This is a genomic window from Edwardsiella sp. A.80236 (assembly GCF_044540725.1).
In the GTDB taxonomy this organism is placed as follows: Bacteria; Pseudomonadota; Gammaproteobacteria; order Enterobacterales; family Enterobacteriaceae; genus Edwardsiella; species Edwardsiella tarda.
Genome location: NZ_JBIUCY010000010.1, coordinates 1 through 24157, shown reverse-complemented (window position 1 = coordinate 24157; position 24157 = coordinate 1). Strand labels below are relative to the sequence as shown.

The window sequence follows — 24157 nt, the reverse complement described above, 5'->3', positions numbered from 1 at the left end:
GCCGCTTTCTGGTATCCTTGCCACGCATTGCTAACAAGAGGCTGATACTTTTATGTCCGGATGGCGTAAAATATATTATAAGCTGTTGAATTTACCGCTTAAATTACTGGTTAAGAGCAAGGTCATTCCCACCGATCCGATCGCCGAGTTGCGTCTGGATACCACTCGGCCGGTGTTCTATGTCTTGCCCTATAATTCCAAGGCCGACCTACTGACCTTGCGTGATCGTTGTCTGGCTCTCGACCTTCCTGATCCGCTGGATGACAATGAGATCGATGGCACCATCCTGCCACGCTATGTCTTCGTCGATGACGGCCCGCGTGTTTTCCGCTACTACGCCCCGAAACAGGCCTCAGTCAAACTCTTCCTCGATTATCTGGATCTGCACCGCAATAACCCCGCGCTGGATATCCAGATGGTGCCGGTCTCGGTGATGTTTGGTCGAGCGCCAGGCCGCGAAGATCACAAGGGCGCGCCGCAGCTGCGTCTGCTCAACGGCATTCAGAAATTCTTCGCCGTACTGTGGCTAGGACGCGACAGCTTCGTGCGCTTCTCCAATACCGTCTCCCTGCGCTATATGGCCGACGAGCACGGTACCGACAAGACCATCGCCCAGAAGCTGGCGCGCGTGGCGCGTATGCACTTCTCCCGTCTGCGTCTGGCCGCCGTCGGTCCACGCCTGCCGGATCGTCAGGCACTGTTTAACAAGCTACTCGCCTCTAAAGCGATCGAGAAGGCTGTCGAGGACGAGGCGCGCAGCAAGAAGATCTCTCGGGAAAAGGCCCAGCAAAACGCCGTCGCGTTGATGGAAGAGATCGCCGCCAACTTTACCTATGAGGCGGTTCGCCTCTCCGATCGGGTACTGAGCTGGACCTGGAACCGTCTGTATCAGGGGATCAACGTCCATAACGCCGAGCGCGTGCGCCAGTTAGCGCAGGACGGTCATGAGATCGTCTATGTGCCCTGCCATCGTAGCCATATGGACTACCTGTTGCTCTCTTACGTGCTCTACCACCAAGGGCTGGTGCCGCCGCATATCGCCGCTGGCATTAACCTTAACTTTTGGCCGGCGGGGCCGATCTTCCGTCGCCTCGGCGCCTTCTTCATCCGCCGGACCTTCAAGGGTAATAAGCTCTACTCGACGGTATTCCGCGAATACCTCGGCGAACTGTTCAGCCGTGGCTACTCCGTCGAATACTTCATGGAGGGTGGGCGCTCACGTACCGGTCGTCTACTGGAACCCAAAACGGGTACCTTGGCTATGACCCTGCAAGCCATGCTGCGCGGCGGTAAACGCCCGATCACCCTGGTACCGGTCTACATCGGCTACGAGCACGTGATGGAGGTCGCCACTTACGCCAAAGAGTTGCGCGGCGCGACCAAAGAGAAGGAGAGCCTGCCGCAGATGGTGCGGGGGCTGCGTAAGCTACGCAACCTGGGCCAGGGGTATGTCAACTTCGGCGAGCCGATCTCCCTCAACGTCTGGCTGAATCACCACGTACCGGAATGGCGTGAGGCGATCGACCCGATCGAGGCGCAACGCCCACATTGGCTGACCCCTAGCGTCAACAGTATCGCCACAGAAGTGATGGTCAACATCAATAAGGCGGCGGCGGCTAACGCCATGAACCTGTGTGCCACGGCGCTGCTCGCCTCTCGCCAGCGTGCGCTGACCCGCGAGCAACTGCTGGAGCAGTTGGAGTGCTACCTGCAGCTGTTGCAGAATGCCCCCTACGCCAGCGATGCGACGCTACCGTCGCACGACGCCCAGGCGCTGTTGGATCATGCCTTGCAGATGAATAAGTTCGAAGTCGAGCAGGATAATATTGGCGATCTGATCATCCTGCCGCGTGAACAGGCGGTATTAATGACCTATTACCGCAACAACATCCAACATATGCTGGTGCTGCCGTCGCTGGTCGCCAGCATGGTGATCCACCACCGCCAGATCTCACATGCCGAGCTACTGCGCCAGGTGGCGGTGATCTACCCGATGTTGAAGCAAGAGCTGTTCATGCATTATGCGCCGCAGGAGCTGCCGCAGGTGCTGCGCCCGATCATCGATGAGCTCTGCCGCCAGCAGTTAATCTGCCTGCAAGATGACACATTGAGTATCAACCCGGCGCGTATCCGTGCCCTCCAGCTGCTTTCGGCCGGGGTACGCGAGACGTTACAGCGCTATGCCATCACCTTCTCACTGCTGAGCGCCAATCCGAGCATCAGCCGTGGTGCCCTGGAGAAGGAGAGTCGCATCCTGGCACAACGCCTCTCGGTGTTACACGGCATCAATGCGCCGGAGTTCTTCGATAAGGCGGTGTTCGCCACCTTGGTGGCAACGTTACGCGCCGAAGGTTACATCAACGATGTCGGCGACGCGGTGCGTGAACAGACGCTGGAGATCTATAACCTGCTCGCGGCCCTGTTAACCCCCGAGATCCGGCTGACCATCGAAAGCGTCAGCCTCGCGGCGCTGGAGGAGGCTGACGGCACTCGCGACGCCGACGCCTAATCCCCTCGACACGCCCGGCCTCGCCGGGCGTGTGCTTTTCCGCCCCACGCCTTAACCGAATAGCTGACTGGCCTGTAACACGGTGATCCAACATCCCCAGAGTAACGGCAGTCCTACCGCTAACCAGGCCAACACGACCCAGGGACGGCTACGCGTATCCGCCGCCCAGCACAATTGGGCATGCGGATCGATCTTATACAACGAGCGCGCCTGCGCCAGCTGAGCCTCACTCATGGCATGACGCCTATCTACCGGGCGGATCAGCAGGTTACAGATCAGACCGGCCAGTAACAGCCCCGCCAGAATATACAGCGTCACCGAATAGGCCTGGGCGCGCGCGACGCCGTGCGCCAGCTGATATTCACGCAGGTAATTGACCAACACCGGGCCGATAATGCCCGCTGCCGACCAGGCGGTTAACAACCGGCCATGGATCGCCCCTACCATCTGGGTACCAAACAGATCGGCCAGATAGGCGGGTACCGTGGCGAATCCGCCGCCGTACATCGAGATGATCAGGCAGAAGGCCAGCACAAACAGGGCGACACTCCCGAGGGCCCCCAGCGAGGGCAAGGCGCTATATAACAGCGCACCGAGGGCGAAAAAGAGTAGAAAGGTGGACTTACGTCCGATGCGATCGGAGAGCGCCGCCCAGAAGAAACGCCCACCGATATTAAACAGGCTCAACAGGCCGGTGAAACCGGCGGCGATGGCGGCCACCTGGGCCAACTGGCCAACCGATAACTCGGCGAAACTCTGCTCCGTACCCAACAGGCGCCCCCCGAAGACCTCCTGCAATAACGGCGAAGCCATACCGATGATACCGATCCCGGCGGAGACGTTGAGGCACAATACTGCCCACACCAGCCAAAATTGTGGCGTCCGCCAGGCCACGCTGACATGGACCTCACAGGAGAGCGACGCCATGCGCCCCTTGCCGCTCGTCACGGCGGGAGCCTGCCCAACCGGATGCCAACCGATCGGCGGAATACGGTATGCCAATGCCCCGCACAACATGAAAACCAGATAGATCAACGCCAAGGTCAGGAAGGTCTGCCATACGCCTTGGCCACCCGAGGCGGCATAAAAGCTCATGAGGCTGTTAGCCAAGGGGGCACCGACCATCGCGCCGCCCCCAAAGCCCATGATCGCCAGTCCCGTCGCCATGCCACGCCGATCGGGGAACCAGCGGATCAAGGTCGATACCGGCGAAATGTAGCCCAGCCCCAGGCCGATGCCACCGATGACCCCGGACCCCAGCCAGATCAACCATAGCTGATGCAGATAGACCCCGAGGGCGGAGAGCAACAGGCCGCCACACCAACACGCCGTCGCCACCAGCCCCACCTTACGGGGGCCCGCTTTTTCCAACCAGCTGCCCCACAGCGCCGCCGAACAACCAAGAAAAATAAAAAAGAGGGTATAGGTCCATCCCAACATGGAGATGCGCCAGTCGCACTGGGTCGTAAACAGCTCCTGCCAGGCGGGCATCTGTGCCGGGCAAGCCAACTGCTGACTCCCACCCAATACCCGCGATAGCGGTAGCCAAAAGACAGAAAAACCATAGGCCATACCGATACATAGGTGAATGGCCAGCGCCGCTGGGGGAACCAGCCAGCGGTTAAACCCTGGTCGGGCGATGATACGCGCCTTGCTGAGGAAGCTGGGGCGCGGCGCTGGCGCATCCCCCTCCACCAACGTCGTCGCTAAGACATTCTCGACACTCATGATGCGTCTCCTGTTCTCAATCGTTCTCCACCGCGATGCGGGATGGAGTCAACAGAGTTAGCAGGAGGCGTACCATTGCTGTTTAAAAATCGATCAACGATGAATTGGCATATCGCTTTGTGACAAGTAACGAAGAAAGATGAAATGTTAAATTACAGTTTCATCATTACCCCATGCTTTCACGGAGAAATAGCAAGAAACGGCTATCAATGTGGGTCGAATAACGTGAAATAATGATAATCATGACGTGATTATGAGAATCGCGGCGGGATAAACCTCGCCGCAACACCAGGACTACAACGCCAGCCAGATCGCCACAAAGAGGATCAACCCGACATAGTTATTACTCATAAAGGCCTGGAAACAGGCGGGGCGAGCACGTTTCACGATCAGCCGCTGCTGGTAGACGAAGCCCCCGCCCACGAGCAGTAGTCCCCAATAATAGACGGCGCCAAGCGGGTTCAATCGGCCCACCCACAATAGCAGCAGCAACGTCGCCAACTGTAGCAGAGCGACGATCAGGCGATCGTAACGACCAAATAGAATCGCCGTCGACTTGATGCCAATGCGCAGATCATCGTCGCGATCCACCATCGCATATTGGGTATCGTAAGCCACCGTCCAGCAAATATTAGCCGCGAAGAGTAGCCAACAGCTCAACGGCAGGCTCTCACTCACCGCCGCATAGGCCATCGGTATCGACCAGCCGAAGGCCATCCCCAGGATGACTTGCGGCAGGTGGGTAAAACGCTTCATGAAGGGGTAAATCCAGGCTAGCGTCAATGCCGCCACTGACAGCCAAATCGTCAAGGCGTTCAACGTCAGCACCAGCGCAAACGACAGCGCCACCAGTAAGACAAATAGCGCCTTAGCCTCCCGCACGGAGAGCGCCCCGCTGGGCAGTGGCCGCTGGCAGGTCCGTTTCACATGGCCATCAAAGTTGCGATCGGCGAAGTCATTGATGACGCAGCCGGCAGCACGCATAAAGAAGACGCCACCGGTGAAGACCAATAGCAACTTCACGTCAGGGATCCCGCCCCCCGCGAGCCATAGCGCCCAGTAGGTCGGCCACAACAGCAGCAACGATCCTATCGGCTTATCGATACGCATCAGGCGGCAATAGGCCAACCACTTGCCTTGGGTCATGACTCCCTCCACGTCTTACTCCCTCCGCTCATGGATATTATCGGTCATACATCGGTGCATCCGCTAAAAAAAGCTCTGTCAGCAATAACAACTGGCCGGAGACACGCAGACGACTACTGCGTGCCCACAACCGACCCTGACTCCCGACCAGGATCGCCTCACGTTGTAAGGGAATGCCACTGAATAGGTAGCGCCCCAAGGGCGTATTCCCCAAGCGACGCAATGCCTGCCCCTCGCCCGCTAGCGTCTGTGCGGGCGTCAAGGTCCGGCCAAATAGCCACGGCTCCCCATCGCCACACAAACAGACCTCTCGCAACCAGTAGGCCTCGCCCTGCGGCAGTTGTGCACACTCGTGATCGCTCAGTTGTGTGGCGGCGACCCACGCTTCGCGCAGTACCCTCACCTCGAGATGAGTACAATGCTGCTCCAAACGATGGGTCATCGACCCCGACTCCGCCAACCAGCTACGGTACTCGGCAGGCAGCGTGACCTGCTCCAACGGCAGCCAGCACCGCACCTGCAATGGCTCCGATTGTTCCGCCATGCCGTAAACCTCATCCTCACGCCATACCACTTAGAGACGGCATCCAGTCAGCCAAATTTCGCCTCAGTGTACCCCAGATTAGGCAGTTGAGGCAGTATTGCAGCAATCCATGACCATTCACCTAACAATCTTCATAGCAAAAGACAACAATCGAGTAAAAATTACGGTGTGGCCGGACACGCACGCCCCCGCCAGCATGCCACAGCCCTGCGAGGCATCAAGCGGCCAGGTTGCCGCCAACACAAATAGGGGACGAGCGATAGCGTGACGGAGATAAGAGGTGGTGCAGCGGGATAACATATTGGGAAGACAACAGGGTAAGCGCTGCGCAAGCAACTGGGGGCAAGGCGATAAGCCGTCGTATACCGCGTCCCGGCGGGCGATCGGCGTCGCCTCTTCAGGCCGACGGGCGCGCAGATGTGGCCTCTCAGCCGTGATGTAAAAAAAGGTGCGCAAGCGCGCACCAGTCATCAAGCCACATCCGTAACGTAGTGTGGTAGGAGGCTCGCCACCTACCGGTTAACCCTTGCCTTTTACGCTGCGGATAAAGGTTTCCCGGGCCGTGGTCGACCCGAGACGCTCCGCTTCATTCATCAAACGTAACGCCTTGTCGATGTTGCCCTGACGCACTGCGCTACGAATACTCTGGTCGAAGTAAGCTGCGGTCTCGGCCAACATCGGCTCACTCGGTGGCGCCATACTCGCTGGGGCGCTCTGTGGCGCGCCGTTCGCCGACGACTGGCCGCCGACCACCACATCGGCCGGGGTATCGCCACTCGGCAGCAGTGCCCCGATCATCACGTTGCCACTTTGCCGCTCCACGCGTGCCTGAATGGTTAACACCCCTTGTGCCGCATGGCTGGCATAAGGATCGGGAATATCCGGTACCGCATTGCCGACACCGGCCGCATAGGCCTTGGCCGGGTTGACCATCTGTGTCTTAGTCGTGAGATCCTGACGCGTGGTGTAAATCAGCAAATAGATCTGCTGTTGCCCCAACACCGGCGTCAATTTCATCGTCCCCTCTAGCCGGTCACCGCTCATCACGCCGGGCTGACGGTAGGTAAAATAGCTGCCCGGATAGTAGGCCGCCGGGCGCAGGTGCTGGTCGAGCACCAACACATTGGGAACATAGAGCTGCTTATTATGTAAGCGGCTACTGAGGGTAATCTCCAGTGAGCCACGATTCGCCGGTAAGGCCAGGGCCGCGACCGCGCCCTGAATTTCCCCCTGGTTGAGGGTTTGACTCTGTGGCCCCAGGGTAATGGTCGTGTCCGTCGGCGGTGTCAGCGGTTGCCAGTGCAGCGATTGCAATGTGGCGTGACTTAATTCAGGCGCGGCGGCGACATCCGTCGGTTGCAGCGTATCGGCCAGCGCTGGCAGGCTGGCGCAGAGCGCACAGGCCAACAACACGCCGCGAGTAATGCGGTTCACGGTATTTTTCATCGTTATTATTCCTTTGTCATACGCAGAACGTACTTACGCGCCGGCCGGTATCAGGCAAGCGATACCGGCCGAGCAATCTGGGCGGAGCACAAGGCACCGCCTCAGCCTATTACCACCAAGCTTCCATCTGAGCGCCGAAGGACCAGCCCGGGACGCCGACCCCGCGGTTATCACCCGGCTGGGTGTTAACCTGAATACCGTCTTGATCGGTTTTCCAGTTGTTCTTACCGTTGGCATAGGTCGTGAAGATACGGATCGCCGGACGAGACCAGACGCTATCGCCCGCCTGCCACTGCTGAGCCAGTGTCAGCTTATACAACTCGTTACGTGCGCCTGTCTTCTGTGACTTGACGTTGTCGTAACCCGCCTCGAACAGGGTGCTCATGATCGGTGTCCACTTGTACATCGGACGCACACCCGCGGTGTACCAGGTCGACCCGTTCTGCACATCATGATCGACGTTCTGGTACATGGCGACATACATCAGGCCCCATTTGTCGTTGAAGTCCATCGCACCATGGTCGAGCACGCGGATCATATGGCCGTTGTCATTCACGCTAGAGCCGCCGGAATGGCCGCTGTTGCTGGCCGTCATCGAGTCGGTCGCGTACTGCACTACAAACTTATTGAAGCCGCCCCACAGCGATTGGGTGTGTTCGGCGGTGAACATATAGCCGTCTTTGCTGGCGCCCGGCGCCAGGTAATAACCGTCATCGACGTTGGCACGGCCATAGTCGAAGCCCAACTCCAGCGAGCCGCCAGGGTTGGTCTGTAGGCCGGCCAAGCGGATGTCATACACATCGTTGGCGGTATCCTGAACCTTTCTCTTATTATTCTGATCGAGGAAGTAGGAGTAAGAGCCGCCAGACTCGGTATTACGAGTGACCGCCAGAGAGAGTTTACCGAAGCCGAGATCGATGTTTTCCAGACCGGCGCCCGGACCGGAGATATCCCAGTAGTAGAAGTCAATCATGTGGACGTCGTGACGCTGGTAATAACGCTTACCGGCCCATAGGGTCGAACCGGGTAGCCAGGTAATCACGTTCTTACCCTGCACGTTGATCTCGCGGAATGCCGGATTGGTGCTCTCCCAGTCATTCGCCTGCTCAATACCGTAGGCAACGTTGGTATCCAGGTAGAAACTCTGATCGCCACTCTTCCACAGTTCCTGGCCCAGTTTCAGCTCGGCATAGGTGTCGCATTCGTTACCCAGACGGTATTTAGAACCAGCACCATCTGCTTGAAAACACTTCTGATCTCCGCCCTTGGAGCTCCAACCAATACCGGAACGGGCATAACCGTGGAAGTCGACCGCCATCGCTTGCGACGACAGGACGACGCCAGCCACGGCCAGTGCCAGCGGAAGTTTGCGCATATTCATCATTGTTCTCCTGTTTAAGGGATGCCTTACGGCGTTTTATTACTTTTCAATGCGTTATTGCAGGGTTGACACTCAACGGCGCTCTCCCTCCTCTCTCGGCCAACCTCAGCCCCTTGCCATCGAGGGAAAGAGAATCAAACGCCCGGCTCCTGATACAGCCGCCGACAGGCGCTACCATCCTCGCGAAATAGATGACAGCGTTCCGCCGGCAATCCGATGGCCAGCGTGGCGCCCTCATCGACCAGAGCCACGTCGTTCTGGCGATACACCAGGTTTTGCCGCAACGCCGGAATCTGAATATGGATCTGGGTTTCGTTGCCCAGTTGCTCGACCACCTGCACCTCACCCGAGAGGGACACCTCCGCCTGATCGCTGGGCACCAGGTGCTCGGGGCGGATCCCTAACGACAGGTTGCTACCGGGGCGCAGTCCCTCCCCCTCTACCGGCAACCAGATAAGCTGGCCATTGGGGAGTTCGACCCGAACCCGCTCCATCTGCGCCTCGTTAACCTTGACGGGCAGGAAGTTCATCTTGGGCGAGCCGATAAAACCGGCGACAAAGCGGTCGGCGGGATAGTGATACAACTCGAGGGGACGACCGATCTGCGCGATACGGCCGGCGTCCAATACCACGATCTTGTCGGCGAGGGTCATCGCCTCAACCTGATCGTGAGTGACATAAATCATGGTGCGATTCAGGCGCTTATGCAGGCGGGAGATCTCGATGCGCATCTGTACCCGTAATGCGGCATCCAGGTTGGAGAGCGGCTCATCGAGCAGAAACACATCCGGCTCTGCCACCAGGGTGCGCCCGATCGCCACACGCTGACGCTGACCACCGGAGAGTGCCTTAGGACGACGATCCAACAGGTGGGCCAGTTGCAGGATCTCGGCCACCTGATTCACGCGTTGTTGGATCACTGACTTACTCACACCAGCCAGCTTAAGGCCGAAAGACATATTGTCCGCCACCGACAGATGGGGATAGAGGGCGTAAGATTGGAATACCATGCCGATGCCGCGCTTCGCCGGCGGTACGTCGTTCATGCGGATGCCGCCGATATGCAGATCGCCGGAGGTAATGTCCTCCAGCCCGGCAATCATGCGCAGTAATGTCGACTTGCCGCAACCTGACGGCCCGACGAACACCACGAACTCGCCATCGTCAATATCCAGGTTGATATCCCGGGAGATCACGGCCTCACCGTACGCCTTATACACATTACGCAGTGATACGTTCGCCATGCGCCGCTCCTGTCCGTTACAAAGTGGTGGCCACAGCGCGCCTCGCAAGGGGGGAGGCGGAAAGAGAAACACACTGCGCCTGATTGAATGCTGTCGATGGTGCGTGAAAAACGTCCATGCTGGGATCATCCATCCACGCTTTTTTGCTGGCGGAGGGGGTAGGAGGATAGCGACAGGCGTGGCGCGGGGCGAGATGGCGTTCTGAGGGCGGAATCGTGATCCTGACTGCAAAATCAATCCAGAGATTTTGCGCTATCCCCCACAGATCACCAATTTGTGTTAAGCAGATCACAAGAAAGGCCTACAGGGCGTAGAGCGGGGGAGGATGAGAATTAGCGGGCGCTCGCTGACTATGGCAGCACATCGGAGCTCGTGCCTCCCGGTCATAGGCCGACACGCGGCTACAGCCCCATGAACGCAGCGTACGATGTGGTTCCGCCGCTTGGCGGCCCGCGCTCGTCATTTCCCCGACAGGACTACAAGGACTGCACTATGACAAAGAAATCCACGCTAAAAACCATCGCGCTCAGCGCCCTGGCCACGCTGCTCGTGTCCGGGCCGGCGTTAGCCAAGATCGAAGAGGGTAAGCTGGTCATTTGGATCAACGGTGACAAGGGCTACAACGGGCTGGCCGAGGTGGGTAAGAAGTTCGAGCAGGATACCGGCATCAAGGTCACGATCGAGCATCCCGATAAGTTAGAAGAGAAGTTCCCGCAGGTCGCGGCCACCGGTGACGGCCCAGACATCATCTTCTGGGCACACGACCGTTTCGGCGGTTACGCCCAATCCGGCCTGCTGGCCGAAATCCACCCTTCCAAGGCGTTCCAAGACAAACTCTATCCCTTCACCTGGGATGCGGTACGCTATAACGGCAAGCTGATCGCCTACCCGATCGCCGTCGAGGCCTTGTCGCTGATCTATAACAAGGACATCCTACCGAATCCGCCGAAGAGCTGGGAAGAGATCCCGGCGCTCGACAAGAAGCTGCGCGCCGAAGGTAAGAGCGCCATCATGTGGAACCTGCAAGAGCCCTACTTCACCTGGCCGCTGATCGCCGCAGATGGGGGCTATGCCTTTAAATATACCAATGGCCATTACGACATCCAGAATGTCGGCGTCGATAACGCCGGTTCCCGCGCGGGCCTCCAGTTCCTGGTCGATCTGGTGAAGAATAAGCACATTAACGCCGATACCGACTACTCCATCGCCGAAGCCGCCTTTAACAAAGGGCAGACTGCGATGACCATTAACGGGCCGTGGGCCTGGTCTAACATCGAAAAGAGCGGCGTCAACTATGGCGTCACCCTGCTGCCGACCTTCAAGGGTCACCCCTCTAAACCCTTCGTCGGGGTCTTGAGTGCCGGGATCAATGCGGCCAGCCCGAACAAAGAGTTGGCGACGGAGTTCATCGAAAACTATCTGTTGACCGACAGTGGCCTGGCCATGGTCAACCAGGATAAACCGCTGGGTGCCGTGGCGCTGAAGTCTTACCAGCAGGTGCTGGAGAAGGATCCGCGCATCGCAGCCACCATGCAGAACGCCCAGAAGGGTGAGATCATGCCGAACATCCCGCAGATGAGCGCCTTCTGGTACGCCGAGCGTGCGGCGATCATCAACGCCATCAACGGTCGCCAGAGTGTCGCGCAGGCCCTGGAAAGCGCCAAGGAGCGTATCACTAAGAAGTAAACCGAGGTTGACCCGCCGCGCGTGTACCTGTCCCCCGCAGGTCACGACGGCGGGCTCATCCCCATCGCATTAACCCGCTGCCAAAAGCGCCCTTTCGGCGCGCCGTCACCGGTGTGGCAAGTAGAATGAGGGCGTGCCCATGTCACTATCCCAAACTGAATATCCAGCCGCCGAACCCCGCCGGCTCTGCCTACGCAATGGGTTAAAATGGCTGGCGGTCGGCATACTCACGCTAGTAACCGGCTACCTGACCGTGGTTATGTATTCCCAAGGGGAATATTTATTCGCCATGCTGACCCTGATCCTGTTGGGAAGCGGGCTGTATATCTTCGCCAATCGCCGCACCTATGCCTGGCGTTATGTCTATCCAGGCATGGCGGGGATGGGGCTGTTCGTCCTGTTCCCGCTGATCTGTACTATCGCTATCGCGTTTACCAACTACAGCAGCACCAACCAGCTCAGCCAGGAGCGGGCCCAGTCTGTCTTATTACAACGCATGTTCACCAGCGGACAGGTCTATGGCTTTCACCTGTATCCTGACGGTGACAATTGGCGTCTGCTGCTGAACGATGCCCAGAGCGGCCAACACTACCTTTCCGCCCCCTTCAACCTGGCGAAAGATGATCAGCACATCGCCATGACGGCGGTCGATCAGGCGCCGCAGGACCAAGCCGCGACGCTACGCGTCGTCACCCAGCACCGTCAGTCGCTTAACTCCCTGGTCGCCCTACTCCCCGATGGCGCCCAGTTGCGCATGAGCTCGCTGCGCCAGTTCGCCGCCAGCCGCCCGCTCTACACCTTGGGTGAGGACGGTCAGAGTCTGACGGATAACCAGAGTGGCATCACCTATCGCCCCAACCTAGAGAGCGGCTTCTATCAGGCGGTCAATGCCGAGGGTGACTGGCGCAGTGAGCGCCTCAGTCCAGGCTTCACCGTCTCCACGGGCTGGAAAAACTTCCTGCGGGTCGTTAACGATGAAGGCATCCGCCAGCCCTTCATCAGCATCTTTATCTGGACGATCATCTTCTCCGTACTCACGGTCGTATTCACCGTCGCCGTCGGTATGGTTCTGGCTTGTGTGGTGCAATGGGAGTCACTGCGTGGACGCGCGCTCTACCGCGTCATGTTGATCCTCCCCTATGCGGTACCTGCGTTCATCTCGATCCTGATCTTCAAAGGGCTATTCAACCAGAGCTTCGGTGAGATCAACATGATGCTCAGCCAACTGTTCGGCATTCGCCCGGCCTGGTTCAGCGATCCGCTTACGGCTAAGTGTATGATCCTGATCGTCAATACCTGGTTGGGCTATCCCTACATGATGATCCTGTGCATGGGGCTGCTTAAGGCGATCCCGGAGGATCTGTATGAAGCCTCGGCGATGGATGGTGCTGGCCCGTTGCAAAACTTCTTCCGTATCACCTTGCCGATGCTCATCAAACCGCTGACACCGCTGATGATCGCCAGCTTCGCCTTTAACTTTAACAACTTCGTTCTGATCCAGTTGTTAACCAATGGCGGACCGGACATGCTCGGCACCTCGACGCCGGCCGGTTATACCGACCTGCTGGTCAGCTACACCTACCGTATCGCCTTCGAAGGCGGCGGCGGGCAGGACTTTGGCCTGGCGGCCGCCATCGCCACCCTGATCTTCCTGTTGGTCGGTGCGTTGGCCATCCTCAACCTGAAAGCCAGCAAAATGAATTTTGACTAAGGAGGCGTCTGATTATGGCCATGGTTCAACCCCAATCCCTGCGCTATCGCCTGTGGCTGACTCATCTGCTGATGATCCTGTTCATCGCGTTGATCATGTTTCCGCTGCTGATGGTCATCGCCATTTCACTGCGCCCGGGCAACTTCGCCACCGGCAGTCTGATCCCGGATACCATCTCCTGGGAGCACTGGAAGTTGGCACTGGGCATCAGCGTGACCGGGCCGGACGGCAGCGTGACGCCGCCGCCCTTCCCCGTGCTGCTGTGGCTATGGAACTCGATCAAGGTCGCGGTGACCACCGCCATCGGCATCCTGGCACTCTCCACCACCTGCGCCTATGCCTTTGCCCGTATGAAGTTCCGCGGTAAGTCCTCACTATTGAAAGGGATGTTGATTTTCCAGATGTTCCCGGCGGTACTGTCGTTGGTCGCGTTGTACGCCCTCTTCGATCGCATCGGTCAGTATGTACCGTTCCTCGGCTTGAATACGCTGGGCGGGGTGATCTTCGCTTACATGGGGGGGATCGCGCTGCATGTCTGGACCATCAAGGGCTACTTCGAAACCATCGACGGTTCGTTGGAGGAGGCGGCGGCGTTAGATGGTGCGACGCCGTGGCAGGCATTCCGTCTGGTGCTATTGCCGCTCTCTGTGCCGATCCTGGCGGTCGTGTTCATTCTCTCCTTCATCGCCGCCATTACCGAGGTGCCGGTCGCCTCGCTGCTGCTGCGTGACGTCAACACCTACACGCTGGCGGTCGGCATGCAACAGTACCTCAATCCACAAAACTATCTCTGGGGCGATTTCGCCGCGGCAGCGGTTCTCTCCGCACTGCCGATCACCGCGGTCTTCCTGCTGGCGCAGCGTTGGCTAGTCGGTGGGCTAACCGCCGGGGGAGTGAAAGGTTAAGCGTTACCCTTAAAAAAAGCAGTAACCTGTGTGCGTAACTGGCGGCCTACGGGCCGCCCTTTTTTTCCTTATTATTCGCGCTTCAGGCGATCGGTATTCGCCAGATACAGTGCGATCACCAGCACCAGGATGGCGAAAGAGTAGATCAACGTATCATTCGGGCTCTCATGATCGACGATGATCAGCCGAATGATGGCCGTAATACCGATATAGATGAAGTAGCGTAACGGGAAGTGATAGCCCGACTGAAAATACTTCACGATCAGGGCAATAAACTCGAAGTAGAGGAAATAAATAACGATCCCTTCCACCAGCATGTAGGTCGATGCGTTCTGATTGGCATCGAACAAGACGCCCGCCAACGTGACGGTTTCCTTGCCCAGAAAGATCACCAAAATTGCCGCCAACGCTATCAGGCCGATATTCAAGATCCATTGCAACACCTTGGCCACCCGGTTGGCGTGTTCGGTTGCTGGCATAAGCTAACTCCTCGCTTGCAAAAGGCTTATAACGTGAGCTAGTTAACAATATTGCCGTTTAGCCGTCCATCCCCCAGTCACAAAAAAAGCGGGCAGTAAGCCATGGTGCAAATGACGACGCTCGACACGCTGAGACTTGGCGCTCCAGATAACAGGGTCGATAATGATGAGAGGCCACATGGCATAACAAAAAAACCGACGCAATGCGGCGGAAAATAACGGTTCGACAGGGATACCCATACAATGCATATACTCCGACACTACTCGTTCACCCTCTGCCTGCTACTCGGCATCCTCATCGGCGGTCTGGCCGGTGTCCTGTTCGGTGAACGGGCGACACTGGTACAACCCATCGGCGAGTTATTTCTTAACCTCATGTTCGTGGTGATCGTGCCATTGGTGTTTCTCAGTATCGCCGCCTCCATCGCCGAGATGCGCCAGATGTCACGCCTGGGCAAGATCATGGGGACGGTCTTCTCGGTATTTATCGCCACCGCCCTCTTCGCCGCCCTGATCGGCTTCACCGGTACCCATCTGTTTAATCCATTCCACAATGTGGATACCCAGGCGTTGATCGCCCATCTACCGGCGGCTCCCCAGGTGCAGAGTCGGGGGCTGGGCGAGGTGATCGTCTCCACCTTTACCGTTCCCGACTTCCTGCAATTGTTTACCAAGTCGAACCTGCTACCCCTGATTGTCTTCGCCATCCTGTTCGGCCTGGCGACCGCGCTGAGCGGTGAACAGGGGCAACCGATAGCCCAGTTTCTCAGCGCCGGTACCGCGGTTATCTTGAAAATGGTGAAGATCATCATGTACGCCGCCCCATTGGGGTTAGGCTGCTATTTCGCCGCCACCGTCGGGGCGCTCGGGCCACAGATCATCCATGGCTATCTGAACGCCTTCCTGCTCTATTTAGTGTTGACGGTGATCTACTTCTTCGGCGCCAATACCCTGTATGCCTTCATCGCCGGCGGCCGCCCCGCGATCCGCCTATTCTGGGGTAACGTGTTTACCCCGGCCATCACCGCCATCGCCACCGCCTCTAGCGCCGCCTGTATTCCCGTCAACCTGGTGGCAAGCAAGAAGATGGGCGTACCTGCCGATATCGCCGAAACGGTGATCCCGCTGGGGGCGAATACCCATAAGGATGGCTCGGTGATCGGCGGTATCATCAAGATCGTCTTCCTGTTCACCCTGTTCGGCCGCGACATGAGCGACCCGATGAGTATTGCGGCGATCATCAGTGTCGCCTTCCTGGTCGGCGCCGTAATGGGCGCCATTCCGAGCGGCGGTATGACCGGCGAGCTGATGATCTGCGCCGTATTCGGCTTCTCTCCCGAGTTGGTCGGCACCATCATGATCATCAGCACCATCATCGACATTCCAGCGACCCTACTCAACTCCACCGGGAACACGGTATGCGCCATGTTGGTGACCCGCTTTGTCGAAGGGAAGGCTTGGCTACAACGCCGGCTAACGATGGTCGAATAAGGCCAATCTCTGACGTAAAAAAACCCGGACCAGTCCGGGTTTTTCATTGAGCGTCGCGGCGAATGTCGCGTTATGCCCGCCACGCCTTGAAGCGGTTGATCAACGCGTTGGTCGAGCTGTCGTGACTATGTACCGGCTGCGCGTCACCCAGCTCAGGCAGGATACGGTTCGCTAGCTGTTTACCCAGCTCAACCCCCCACTGATCGAAGGAGAAGATGTTGAGAATCGCGCCCTGAGTAAAGATCTTATGCTCGTACAGGGCGATCAGCATCCCCAGGCTATACGGGGTGATCTCTCGCAGCAGAATGGAGTTGGTCGGACGGTTACCCTCGAACACCTTGAACGGTACGATGTGCTCCACTTCCGCCGCACTCTTACCGGCCTTAGCGAACTCCTCCTCGACCGCCTCACGCGACTTACCGAAGGCCAACGCCTCAGTCTGAGCGAAGAAGTTCGACAGCAACTTGCTGTGGTGATCGCCCAATGGATTGTGACTCATGGCCGGCGCGATAAAGTCGCACGGGATGAGCTTCGTGCCCTGGTGGATCAACTGGTAGAAGGCATGCTGGCCATTGGTGCCCGGCTCACCCCAGATGATTGGACCGGTTTGATAATCCACCACTTGACCCTCACGGTCGACATACTTACCGTTGGACTCCATGTTGCCCTGTTGGAAGTAGGCCGGGAAGCGGTGCATATACTGATCGTAAGGCAGGATGGCCTCGGTCTCGGCACCGAAGAAATTGTTGTACCAGATACCGATCAACGCCAACAGTACCGGAAGGTTATCTTGCAACGGTGCCGTGGCGAAATGGCGATCCATGGCGTGCGCGCCGCTCAACAACTGTTCGAAGTTGTCATAACCGATACTCAACGCGATGGACAAGCCGATGGCAGACCACAGGCTGTAACGGCCACCGACCCAGTCCCAAAACTCAAACATGTTGGCCGTATCGATACCAAACGCCGACACCGCCTGCTCATTGGTGGAGAGTGCCGCGAAGTGTTTGGCTACATGGCACTCATCGCCAGCCGCCTGGAGGAACCAATCACGCGCGCTATGGGCGTTGGTCATCGTCTCCTGGGTGGTGAAGGTCTTAGAGGCCACCAGGAATAGCGTGGTCTCCGGATCCAGACGCTGCAGCGTCTCGGCGATATGGGTACCGTCCACGTTGGAGACAAAGTGCATATTCAGGTGATTTTTATAGGGGCGCAGGGCTTCGGTCACCATGTAAGGGCCGAGGTCGGAGCCACCGATACCGATATTGACCACGTCGGTAATCGCCTTACCGCTATACCCTTTCCACTCGCCACCGATGACCCGGGCGCAGAACTGCTTCATCTTCGCCAATACGGCATTCACCTGCGGCATCACATCGTGGCCGTCGACATAGATCGGCGTGTTGCTACGGTTACGCAACGCCACGTGCAGCACGGCGCGATCCTCGGTGCGGTTGATCTTCTCACCGGCGAACATGGCGGCGATCGCCGAGGAGAGATCGGTTTCACGCGCCAAGGCTTGCAGCTTTTCCAGGGTCTCTGCGGTGATACGGTTCTTGGAGTAATCGACCAGCATCTGATCGTCAAACGTAGCAGAGAACTTAGAGAAACGGTCAGCATCTGCGGCAAACAGATCGCGCATGTGCACGGATTTCATCTGTTCGAAATGCTGCTGCAGCGCTTGCCAGGCAGCGGTACGGGTCGGATTGATATTTTTCATAGCGACGCCTTTTACTTGAGTAACGGTCGGTGGTTTCCGAGGCGCGTTCAGACACGAAAGCCCCTCGCTCATTCCGGATAATCGCCGTTCCCGGGGGAACACAGGGATGACGGCATAGGGTACCGGTTCATCTTTTCCTACGTGCGTTAAATTGTATCCAATTCACGCCATGTTGCGACCCCTTTTATGGCGATCAGCCAAAACTCTCACCCCTGATACTGCCTGAGACTGACTCCATTCAGCAAGCTGTGTTTACCTCCCCGGATCAACAACGCACAGCGATGCGAATAATGACATTTTCTCGCCACATCTACCGTACCTCGCAGGAAAGGTCAGGGTGCTGCTTTTTTCAGCGGCATCATTAGTCGAAGTAATCGCTATCGGACATGCTCTGGCGCTAGCTAATTAGTAACTGGTTATTTTATTTTCTTTAATATCAATTAATTAAAATGAATAATCAGTAACGGTAATATCCATGGCGCTAAATTGAAAATCACTCATCCCCATGCCATTGACACACTCACCATAAGCCGTTATTTCTAAAAAACGCCCTGTATATCCCGTGTACAGGCCCAAGTGTTGTCTCTGCGCCGTGGCGGCTCATGCCATATCACCGTTGCTACGATCGATCGCGCTGCAGTCGCCTGGGCCCCAGAGGGGGGGCGACGACCTCTTGCCCCCGTCACCTCGGGAATCAATGGTAAGGTGGAATCATGGCGAAGCCGTGGCACGACGCCACGGCTCACCCGGTTAGCGCGCGCCCTGCGTCGGGCTAATGGATTGTGAGGCCGGCCAACAGGGACACCGGCCACCCTGACACGAGGCTCAACATGCAACAGACAATCATCGCGAAATTTGGCGGTACCAGCGTGGCGAACGCCGATGCCATGCTGCGCTGCGCCGATATCATCCTGTCCAACCCGGCGGTGCGTGTCGTGGTGCTCTCCGCCGCTGCGGGCGTCACCAATCAGCTGATCGCTTTAGCCGAGGGACGCGATAGCACCGAGCGGCAGCGCTTACTCGACGAGATCGCACGGATCCATGAGGAGATCCTGCACGCCCTGCCCGACAGCACGGTCGTACGTAACGAAATCGCCAGCATGCTGGATAACATCGCCATGCTGGCCGAGGCGGCCTCTCTGGCGACCTCTGCGGCGTTGACCGATGAGCTAGTCAGCCATGGCGAGCTGATGTCGACGCTGCTGTTCAGTGAATTGCTGCGTACGCGGGGCGTGGCCGCCGAGTGGTTCGACATCCGCAAGATCATGCGTACCGACGATCGCTTCGGGAAGGCCGAACCCGATCAGGAGCAACTGCAGGCGCTGGCGCAACAATACCTGGCGCCACGTTTAAACGACGCCTTAATCATCACTCAGGGGTTCATCGGCAGCGAAAGTAAGGGGCGCACCACCACGCTGGGACGCGGCGGCAGCGACTATACCGCCGCCCTACTGGGGGAGGCGCTGAATGCCAGCCGGGTCGACATCTGGACCGATGTGCCGGGGATCTACACCACCGATCCACGCATTGTGCCGGGTGCACGACGTATCGATGAGATCGCCTTTTCCGAGGCGGCGGAGATGGCGACCTTCGGTGCCAAGGTCCTCCATCCGGCGACCTTGCTGCCAGCGGTGCGCAGCGATATTCCGGTCTTCGTCGGTTCCAGTCGCGATCCCGGCGCGGGCGGCACGCTGGTGTGCAATAAGAGCGCACAACCACCGTTATTCCGCGCACTGGCACTGCGCCGCCAGCAGACCCTGCTGACGCTGCACAGCCTGAATATGCTGCATGCGCGTGGCTTCCTGGCCGAGGTGTTCGGTATTCTGGCACGCCACCAGCTATCGGTCGATCTGATCACGACCTCCGAGGTCAGCATCGCCCTCACCCTAGACACCACAGGCTCCTGTACCGGTGGCGCCAGCCTGTTGACCAGCGCCTTGTTGACGGAGCTCTCCTCGCTATGCCGGGTCGAGGTGGAGCAGGATTTAGCGCTGGTCGCGTTGATCGGCAACCAGCTCAGCAGCGCCTGCGGCGTCGGCCGCCAGGTATTCGGCGTCATGGAGCCGTTCAATATTCGCATGATCTGCTACGGCGCCAGCAGCCACAACCTCTGTTTCCTGGTGCCGGGCGAGGCTGCCGACGCCGTGGTCCAAACCCTGCACGCGAACCTCTTCGAGTCCCCCAGCGCCTAAACGCAGAGAGCCGGCCTAATGGCCGGCTCTCTTATCGCGACAGACTCACTCCGGATCATAACCGAGATTCGGCGCCAACCAATACTCGGCCTCTGCCAGTCTTATCCCCTTACGCGCCGCGTAGTCCTCCACCTGATCCCGTTGAATGCGGGCCACGGCGAAATACTTACTCTCGGGATGGCTGAAGTACCAGCCAGAAACCGAAGCCCCCGGCCACATGGCATAAGACTCCGTTAGACGCATGCCACACTGTGCCTCGACGTCTAACAGGCGCCACAGCGTCGCCTTCTCGCTGTGTTCCGGGCAGGCGGGGTAACCCGGTGCCGGTCGAATGCCTCGGTAATTCTCACGGATCAACTGCTCGTTATCCAACGCCTCGTCGGCCGCATACCCCCAATGCACCTTACGTACTTGCTCATGCAGGTATTCGGCGAAGGCCTCCGCCAACCGATCGGCCAACGCCTTCACCATGATCTTATGGTAGTCGTCGTGTTGGGCCTCGAAGGCCTGCGCCAGTCGCTCCTCCTCCAAGCCACCGGTCACGGCAAAGGCGCCGATATAGTCGGCGATACCGCTCTCCTTGGTGGCGACAAAATCCGCCAGGCAATAGTTAGCCCCGCTAGGCTTACTACTCTGCTGGCGCAGATGATGGCTAACCGCCAGCACCTCACGCCGGGTATCATCACGGTAAATCAGCACATCATCACCGCAGCGGTTGGCGGCAAACAGGCCGAACACACCGCGCGGCGTTAGGCTAGCATTCGCCACCAAGTCATCCAGCAGGTGGTTGGCATCCGCCAACAGGCGTCGCGCCTCCTCACCGACCACCTCGTCCTCGAGGATGCGTGGGTATTTCCCCGCCAGCGACCAGGTAAGAAAGAATGGCGTCCAGTCGATATAGCGACGCAACGTGGCGATCCCCGGCTGCACCGTCTGTACCCCGAGCTGTGGCGGGCGCGGCGGGGTGTAATGAGTCCAATCGGTCGCCAAGGCGTTGGCGCGTGCCTGTGCCAAGGGTAACGGCGGCGTGCGTGGCGTACGGCGTCCATGCTGGGCACGAGCCGTCTCATATTCCGCGCTGATCCGCGCAAGAAACGCCGGTCGCTGCACCTCGGATAGCAAAGCCGCCACCACGCCGACGGTACGCGACGCATTCTGCACATAGACCGTCGGCCCGCTATAGGCTGGGGCAATCTTCACCGCCGTATGCGCCTTGGAGGTGGTCGCTCCGCCGATCAACAACGGCAGCGTAAACCCTTGACGCTCCATCTCACTGGCCACGTTGACCATCTCATCCAATGATGGGGTGATCAGCCCCGACAGGCCGATAATATCCACCTGCTCCTCACGCGCGACGCGCAGGATGCGTTCCGCAGGCACCATCACGCCCAGATCGATGATCTCGTAGTTGTTGCACTGCAACACCACGCCGACAATATTCTTGCCGATGTCATGCACGTCGCCCTTCACCGTCGCTAACAGTACCTTACCGGCGCTGCTACCACGCTGCTTACTGGCCTCGATAAACGGTGACAGGTAGGCTACCGCCTGTTTCATCACGCGTGCCGACTTAACCACCTGTGGCAGAAACATCTTACCGTCACCGAACAGGTCGCCGACCCGATTCATGCCTGCCATCAGCGGCCCTTCGATCACCGCGATCGGGCGATCGACCTGCTGGCGCGCCTCCTCGGTATCCTGCTCGACAAACTCACCGATCCCCTTGACCAGAGCGTACTCCAGGCGCTGGGCCACCGGCCAGTCACGCCATTCCGCTCGCTGTGCCTCGCCGCTACCCTCCCCTGGGACGCCCCGATAGCGCTCGGCCAACGCCAACAGGTGCTCGGTAGCGTCGGGCGACTGATTGAGGATCACCGCCTCCGCCGCCGCGCGCAGATCGTCCGGTAGGCTGTCGTAAATCGCCAGTTGGCCGGCGTTGACGATCCCCATGTCCATGCCGTGACGGATGGCGTGGTAGAGAAAGACCGCATGGATCGCCTCACGCACCGTTTCGTTGCCGCGGAAGGAGAAGGAGACGTTGGAGACGCCGCCGGAGATCAGCGCGTGCGGTAACTGCGCCTTAATCTCGGCGCAGGCATCGATAAAGTCGAGCGCGTAGTTGCTATGCTCCTCGATACCGGTGGCGACGGCGAAAATGTTGGGATCGAAGATGATATCTTCCGGTGGGAAGTCGAGGCGTTCGGTCAATAGCTGATAGGCGCGGCGACAGATCGCCACCTTACGCTCCCGGCTATCCGCCTGCCCCTGCTCGTCGAAGGCCATCACCACCAGCGCGGCGCCGTAACGACGGACTTGACGGGCGTGCTCAAGGAATGCCGCCTCTCCCTCCTTGAGAGAGAGCGAGTTGACGATCCCCTTACCCTGGATACACTTCAACCCCGCCTCGATCACCGACCAGCGCGAGGAGTCGATCATCAGCGGCACCCGGGCAATATCCGGTTCGCCAGCGATCAGATTGAGGAAACGTACCATCGCCGCCTCGGCATCCAGCATCCCCTCATCCATGTTGATGTCGATGATCTGCGCCCCACTCTCCACCTGCTGGCGTGCGACCTCTAACGCCTCATCGTAGTTGTTCTCCTTGATCAGGCGTTTGAAGCGCGCCGAACCGGTGACGTTGGTGCGCTCACCAACGTTGACGAACAGAGTCTGCTCGTCGATGGTCAATGGCTCCAATCCGGCCAGACGGCAGGCGCGCGCCGGTAGTGGGCGCGTCCGGGGCGCGATGTTACGCACCGCCTGGCTGATGGCGGCGATATGCTCGGGCGTCGTACCGCAACAGCCACCGACGATATTCAGGTAGCCCGCCTGGGCCCATTCGGCGATCTGCTGCGCCATCGCCTGCGGCGACAGATCATATTCGCCGAAGGCATTAGGTAGCCCAGCATTGGGGTGAGCGCTGACGTAGCACTCAGCGATGCGTGATAGCTCCGCCACATACTGGCGTAGGTCTTCCGGCCCCAAGGCGCAGTTGAGACCAAAGGAGAGAGGCCGGGCATGACGTAACGAGTTGTAGAATGCCTCGGTGGTTTGGCCGGAGAGGGTACGCCCGGAGGCGTCGGTAATCGTGCCAGAGATCATCACCGGCAGCGTCACCCCGAGCTCGGCGAACTCGCACTCCAAGGCATACACCGCCGCCTTGGCGTTAAGGGTATCGAAGACCGTCTCGATCATCAGCAGATCAACCCCGCCCTCGATCAACGCGCGCGCCGACTCACGATAGGCGTCGACCAGCTGATCGAAGGTAATGTTACGGCAGGCGGGATCGTTGACCTCGGGCGAGATCGAGGCCGTCCGGTTAGTCGGCCCAAGGATACCGGCGACGAAACGCGGTTGATGCGGCGTTCGCGCCGTCCACTCATCGGCGCAGGCGCGCGCCAGACAGGCGGCCTGATAGTTGATCTCCGGTGCCAGCGCCTCCATGCGATAGTCCGCCATCGCGATGCGCGTCGCGTTAAAGGTGTTGGTCTCCAGAATATCCGCCCCAGCCTCGAGGTAGGCATAGTGGATGGCGCTGATAATATCGGGCCGGGTCAATACCAGCAGGTCGTTATTCCCCTTCAGATCACAGGGCCAGTCGGCGAAGCGATCGGCCCGGAAGTCCTGCTCACTCAACCCATAGCGCTGGATCATGGTGCCCATGCCGCCATCCAACAACAAAATCCGTTTTTCTAAGCGGCGGCGCAACCGTTCAAGCGTCGTATTCACTCTCACTCCTTGTCCCAGTGTCGGCAGCAGGCTGCCTCATCTCCCCGGTGGTTTATGCAGCAATCCCCCGTTTTTTCCATCCTAGCACAGCTGTTAGGGAGAGTGGCGGCACGCCAGTTGAGGCTTTTTCATCTACGATGCGACCACAGCAGGCCGCAAAACGCAGCGACAGGAGCAGGAGCAGGAGCAGGAGCAGGAGCAGGAGCAGGAGCAGGAGCAGGAGCAGGAGCAGGAGCAGGAGCAGGA

At 58.7% G+C, this 24157-nt stretch carries 16 protein-coding genes; 6 read left to right on the top strand and 10 right to left on the bottom strand.

What is annotated here, in order from left to right; translation table 11 throughout:
* The first annotated feature begins 52 nt into the window (after positions 1 to 52).
* Positions 53 to 2509, top strand: a complete 2457-nt coding sequence (gene plsB, locus ACEQFP_RS09920) for a glycerol-3-phosphate 1-O-acyltransferase PlsB (RefSeq protein ID WP_005280794.1) — start codon at positions 53 to 55, stop codon at positions 2507 to 2509.
* A gap of 51 nt (positions 2510 to 2560) precedes the next feature.
* Here the strand turns inward: plsB and ACEQFP_RS09915 are convergent, their stop codons facing one another.
* The 6 genes from ACEQFP_RS09915 to malK form a co-directional block, all read right to left on the bottom strand.
* Positions 2561 to 4237: an OFA family MFS transporter gene (locus ACEQFP_RS09915; protein WP_370558310.1), complete on the bottom strand. Its 1677-nt coding sequence runs from the start codon at positions 4235 to 4237 to the stop codon at positions 2561 to 2563.
* Between the two features lie 294 nt (positions 4238 to 4531).
* Positions 4532 to 5383: a 4-hydroxybenzoate octaprenyltransferase gene (ubiA, locus tag ACEQFP_RS09910; RefSeq protein ID WP_005280785.1), complete on the bottom strand. Its 852-nt coding sequence runs from the start codon at positions 5381 to 5383 to the stop codon at positions 4532 to 4534.
* 37 nt (positions 5384 to 5420) lie between these two features.
* Positions 5421 to 5927, bottom strand: a complete 507-nt coding sequence (gene ubiC, locus ACEQFP_RS09905) for a chorismate lyase (RefSeq protein WP_035597793.1) — start codon at positions 5925 to 5927, stop codon at positions 5421 to 5423.
* Positions 5928 to 6446: 519 nt separating this feature from the next.
* Positions 6447 to 7373, bottom strand: a complete 927-nt coding sequence (gene malM, locus ACEQFP_RS09900; protein ID WP_035597795.1) for a maltose operon protein MalM — start codon at positions 7371 to 7373, stop codon at positions 6447 to 6449.
* 109 nt (positions 7374 to 7482) lie between these two features.
* Positions 7483 to 8757, bottom strand: coding sequence for a maltoporin (locus ACEQFP_RS09895; protein ID WP_005280774.1), 1275 nt, complete (start codon positions 8755 to 8757; stop codon positions 7483 to 7485).
* A gap of 131 nt (positions 8758 to 8888) precedes the next feature.
* Positions 8889 to 9998 (bottom strand): maltose/maltodextrin ABC transporter ATP-binding protein MalK, encoded by a 1110-nt coding sequence (gene malK, locus ACEQFP_RS09890; protein WP_005280771.1) that lies wholly within the window; start codon positions 9996 to 9998, stop codon positions 8889 to 8891.
* A 492-nt stretch (positions 9999 to 10490) separates the two neighbouring features.
* On the opposite strand from malK, the gene malE reads away from it, so the two are divergent.
* The 3 genes from malE (at position 10491) to malG (ending at position 14300) form a co-directional block, all read left to right on the top strand.
* Positions 10491 to 11684, top strand: coding sequence for a maltose/maltodextrin ABC transporter substrate-binding protein MalE (gene malE / locus ACEQFP_RS09885; RefSeq protein WP_005297273.1), 1194 nt, complete (start codon positions 10491 to 10493; stop codon positions 11682 to 11684).
* 139 nt (positions 11685 to 11823) lie between these two features.
* A complete protein-coding gene (gene malF, locus ACEQFP_RS09880) occupies positions 11824 to 13395 on the top strand; it encodes a maltose ABC transporter permease MalF (protein WP_005280765.1) in 1572 nt (523 codons plus the stop codon).
* Between the two features lie 14 nt (positions 13396 to 13409).
* The gene (gene malG / locus ACEQFP_RS09875) at positions 13410 to 14300 is read left to right on the top strand and encodes a maltose ABC transporter permease MalG (RefSeq protein ID WP_005280762.1); all 891 of its coding nucleotides are present in this window, start codon (positions 13410 to 13412) and stop codon (positions 14298 to 14300) included.
* A 71-nt stretch (positions 14301 to 14371) separates the two neighbouring features.
* On the opposite strand, the gene psiE is transcribed toward malG, so the two are convergent.
* The gene (psiE, locus tag ACEQFP_RS09870; RefSeq protein WP_005280759.1) at positions 14372 to 14779 is read right to left on the bottom strand and encodes a phosphate-starvation-inducible protein PsiE; all 408 of its coding nucleotides are present in this window, start codon (positions 14777 to 14779) and stop codon (positions 14372 to 14374) included.
* A 243-nt stretch (positions 14780 to 15022) separates the two neighbouring features.
* On the opposite strand from psiE, the gene ACEQFP_RS09865 reads away from it, so the two are divergent.
* Positions 15023 to 16270 (top strand): dicarboxylate/amino acid:cation symporter, encoded by a 1248-nt coding sequence (locus ACEQFP_RS09865; RefSeq protein WP_047060613.1) that lies wholly within the window; start codon positions 15023 to 15025, stop codon positions 16268 to 16270.
* 70 nt (positions 16271 to 16340) lie between these two features.
* Here the strand turns inward: ACEQFP_RS09865 and pgi are convergent, their stop codons facing one another.
* The gene (pgi, locus tag ACEQFP_RS09860; RefSeq protein WP_047060615.1) at positions 16341 to 17990 is read right to left on the bottom strand and encodes a glucose-6-phosphate isomerase; all 1650 of its coding nucleotides are present in this window, start codon (positions 17988 to 17990) and stop codon (positions 16341 to 16343) included.
* Positions 17991 to 18820: 830 nt separating this feature from the next.
* Between pgi and lysC the strand changes: the two genes are divergently transcribed.
* Positions 18821 to 20182, top strand: a complete 1362-nt coding sequence (gene lysC / locus ACEQFP_RS09855) for a lysine-sensitive aspartokinase 3 (RefSeq protein ID WP_370558311.1) — start codon at positions 18821 to 18823, stop codon at positions 20180 to 20182.
* Between the two features lie 45 nt (positions 20183 to 20227).
* Here lysC and metH read toward each other — a convergent pair whose 3' ends face one another.
* Together metH and ACEQFP_RS09845 are read right to left on the bottom strand one after the other, a co-directional pair.
* Positions 20228 to 23911 (bottom strand): methionine synthase, encoded by a 3684-nt coding sequence (metH, locus tag ACEQFP_RS09850; RefSeq protein WP_109579259.1) that lies wholly within the window; start codon positions 23909 to 23911, stop codon positions 20228 to 20230.
* Between the two features lie 52 nt (positions 23912 to 23963).
* Positions 23964 to 24157: hypothetical protein (locus ACEQFP_RS09845; protein WP_396464284.1), on the bottom strand; the 194-nt coding region annotated here is incomplete at its 5' end.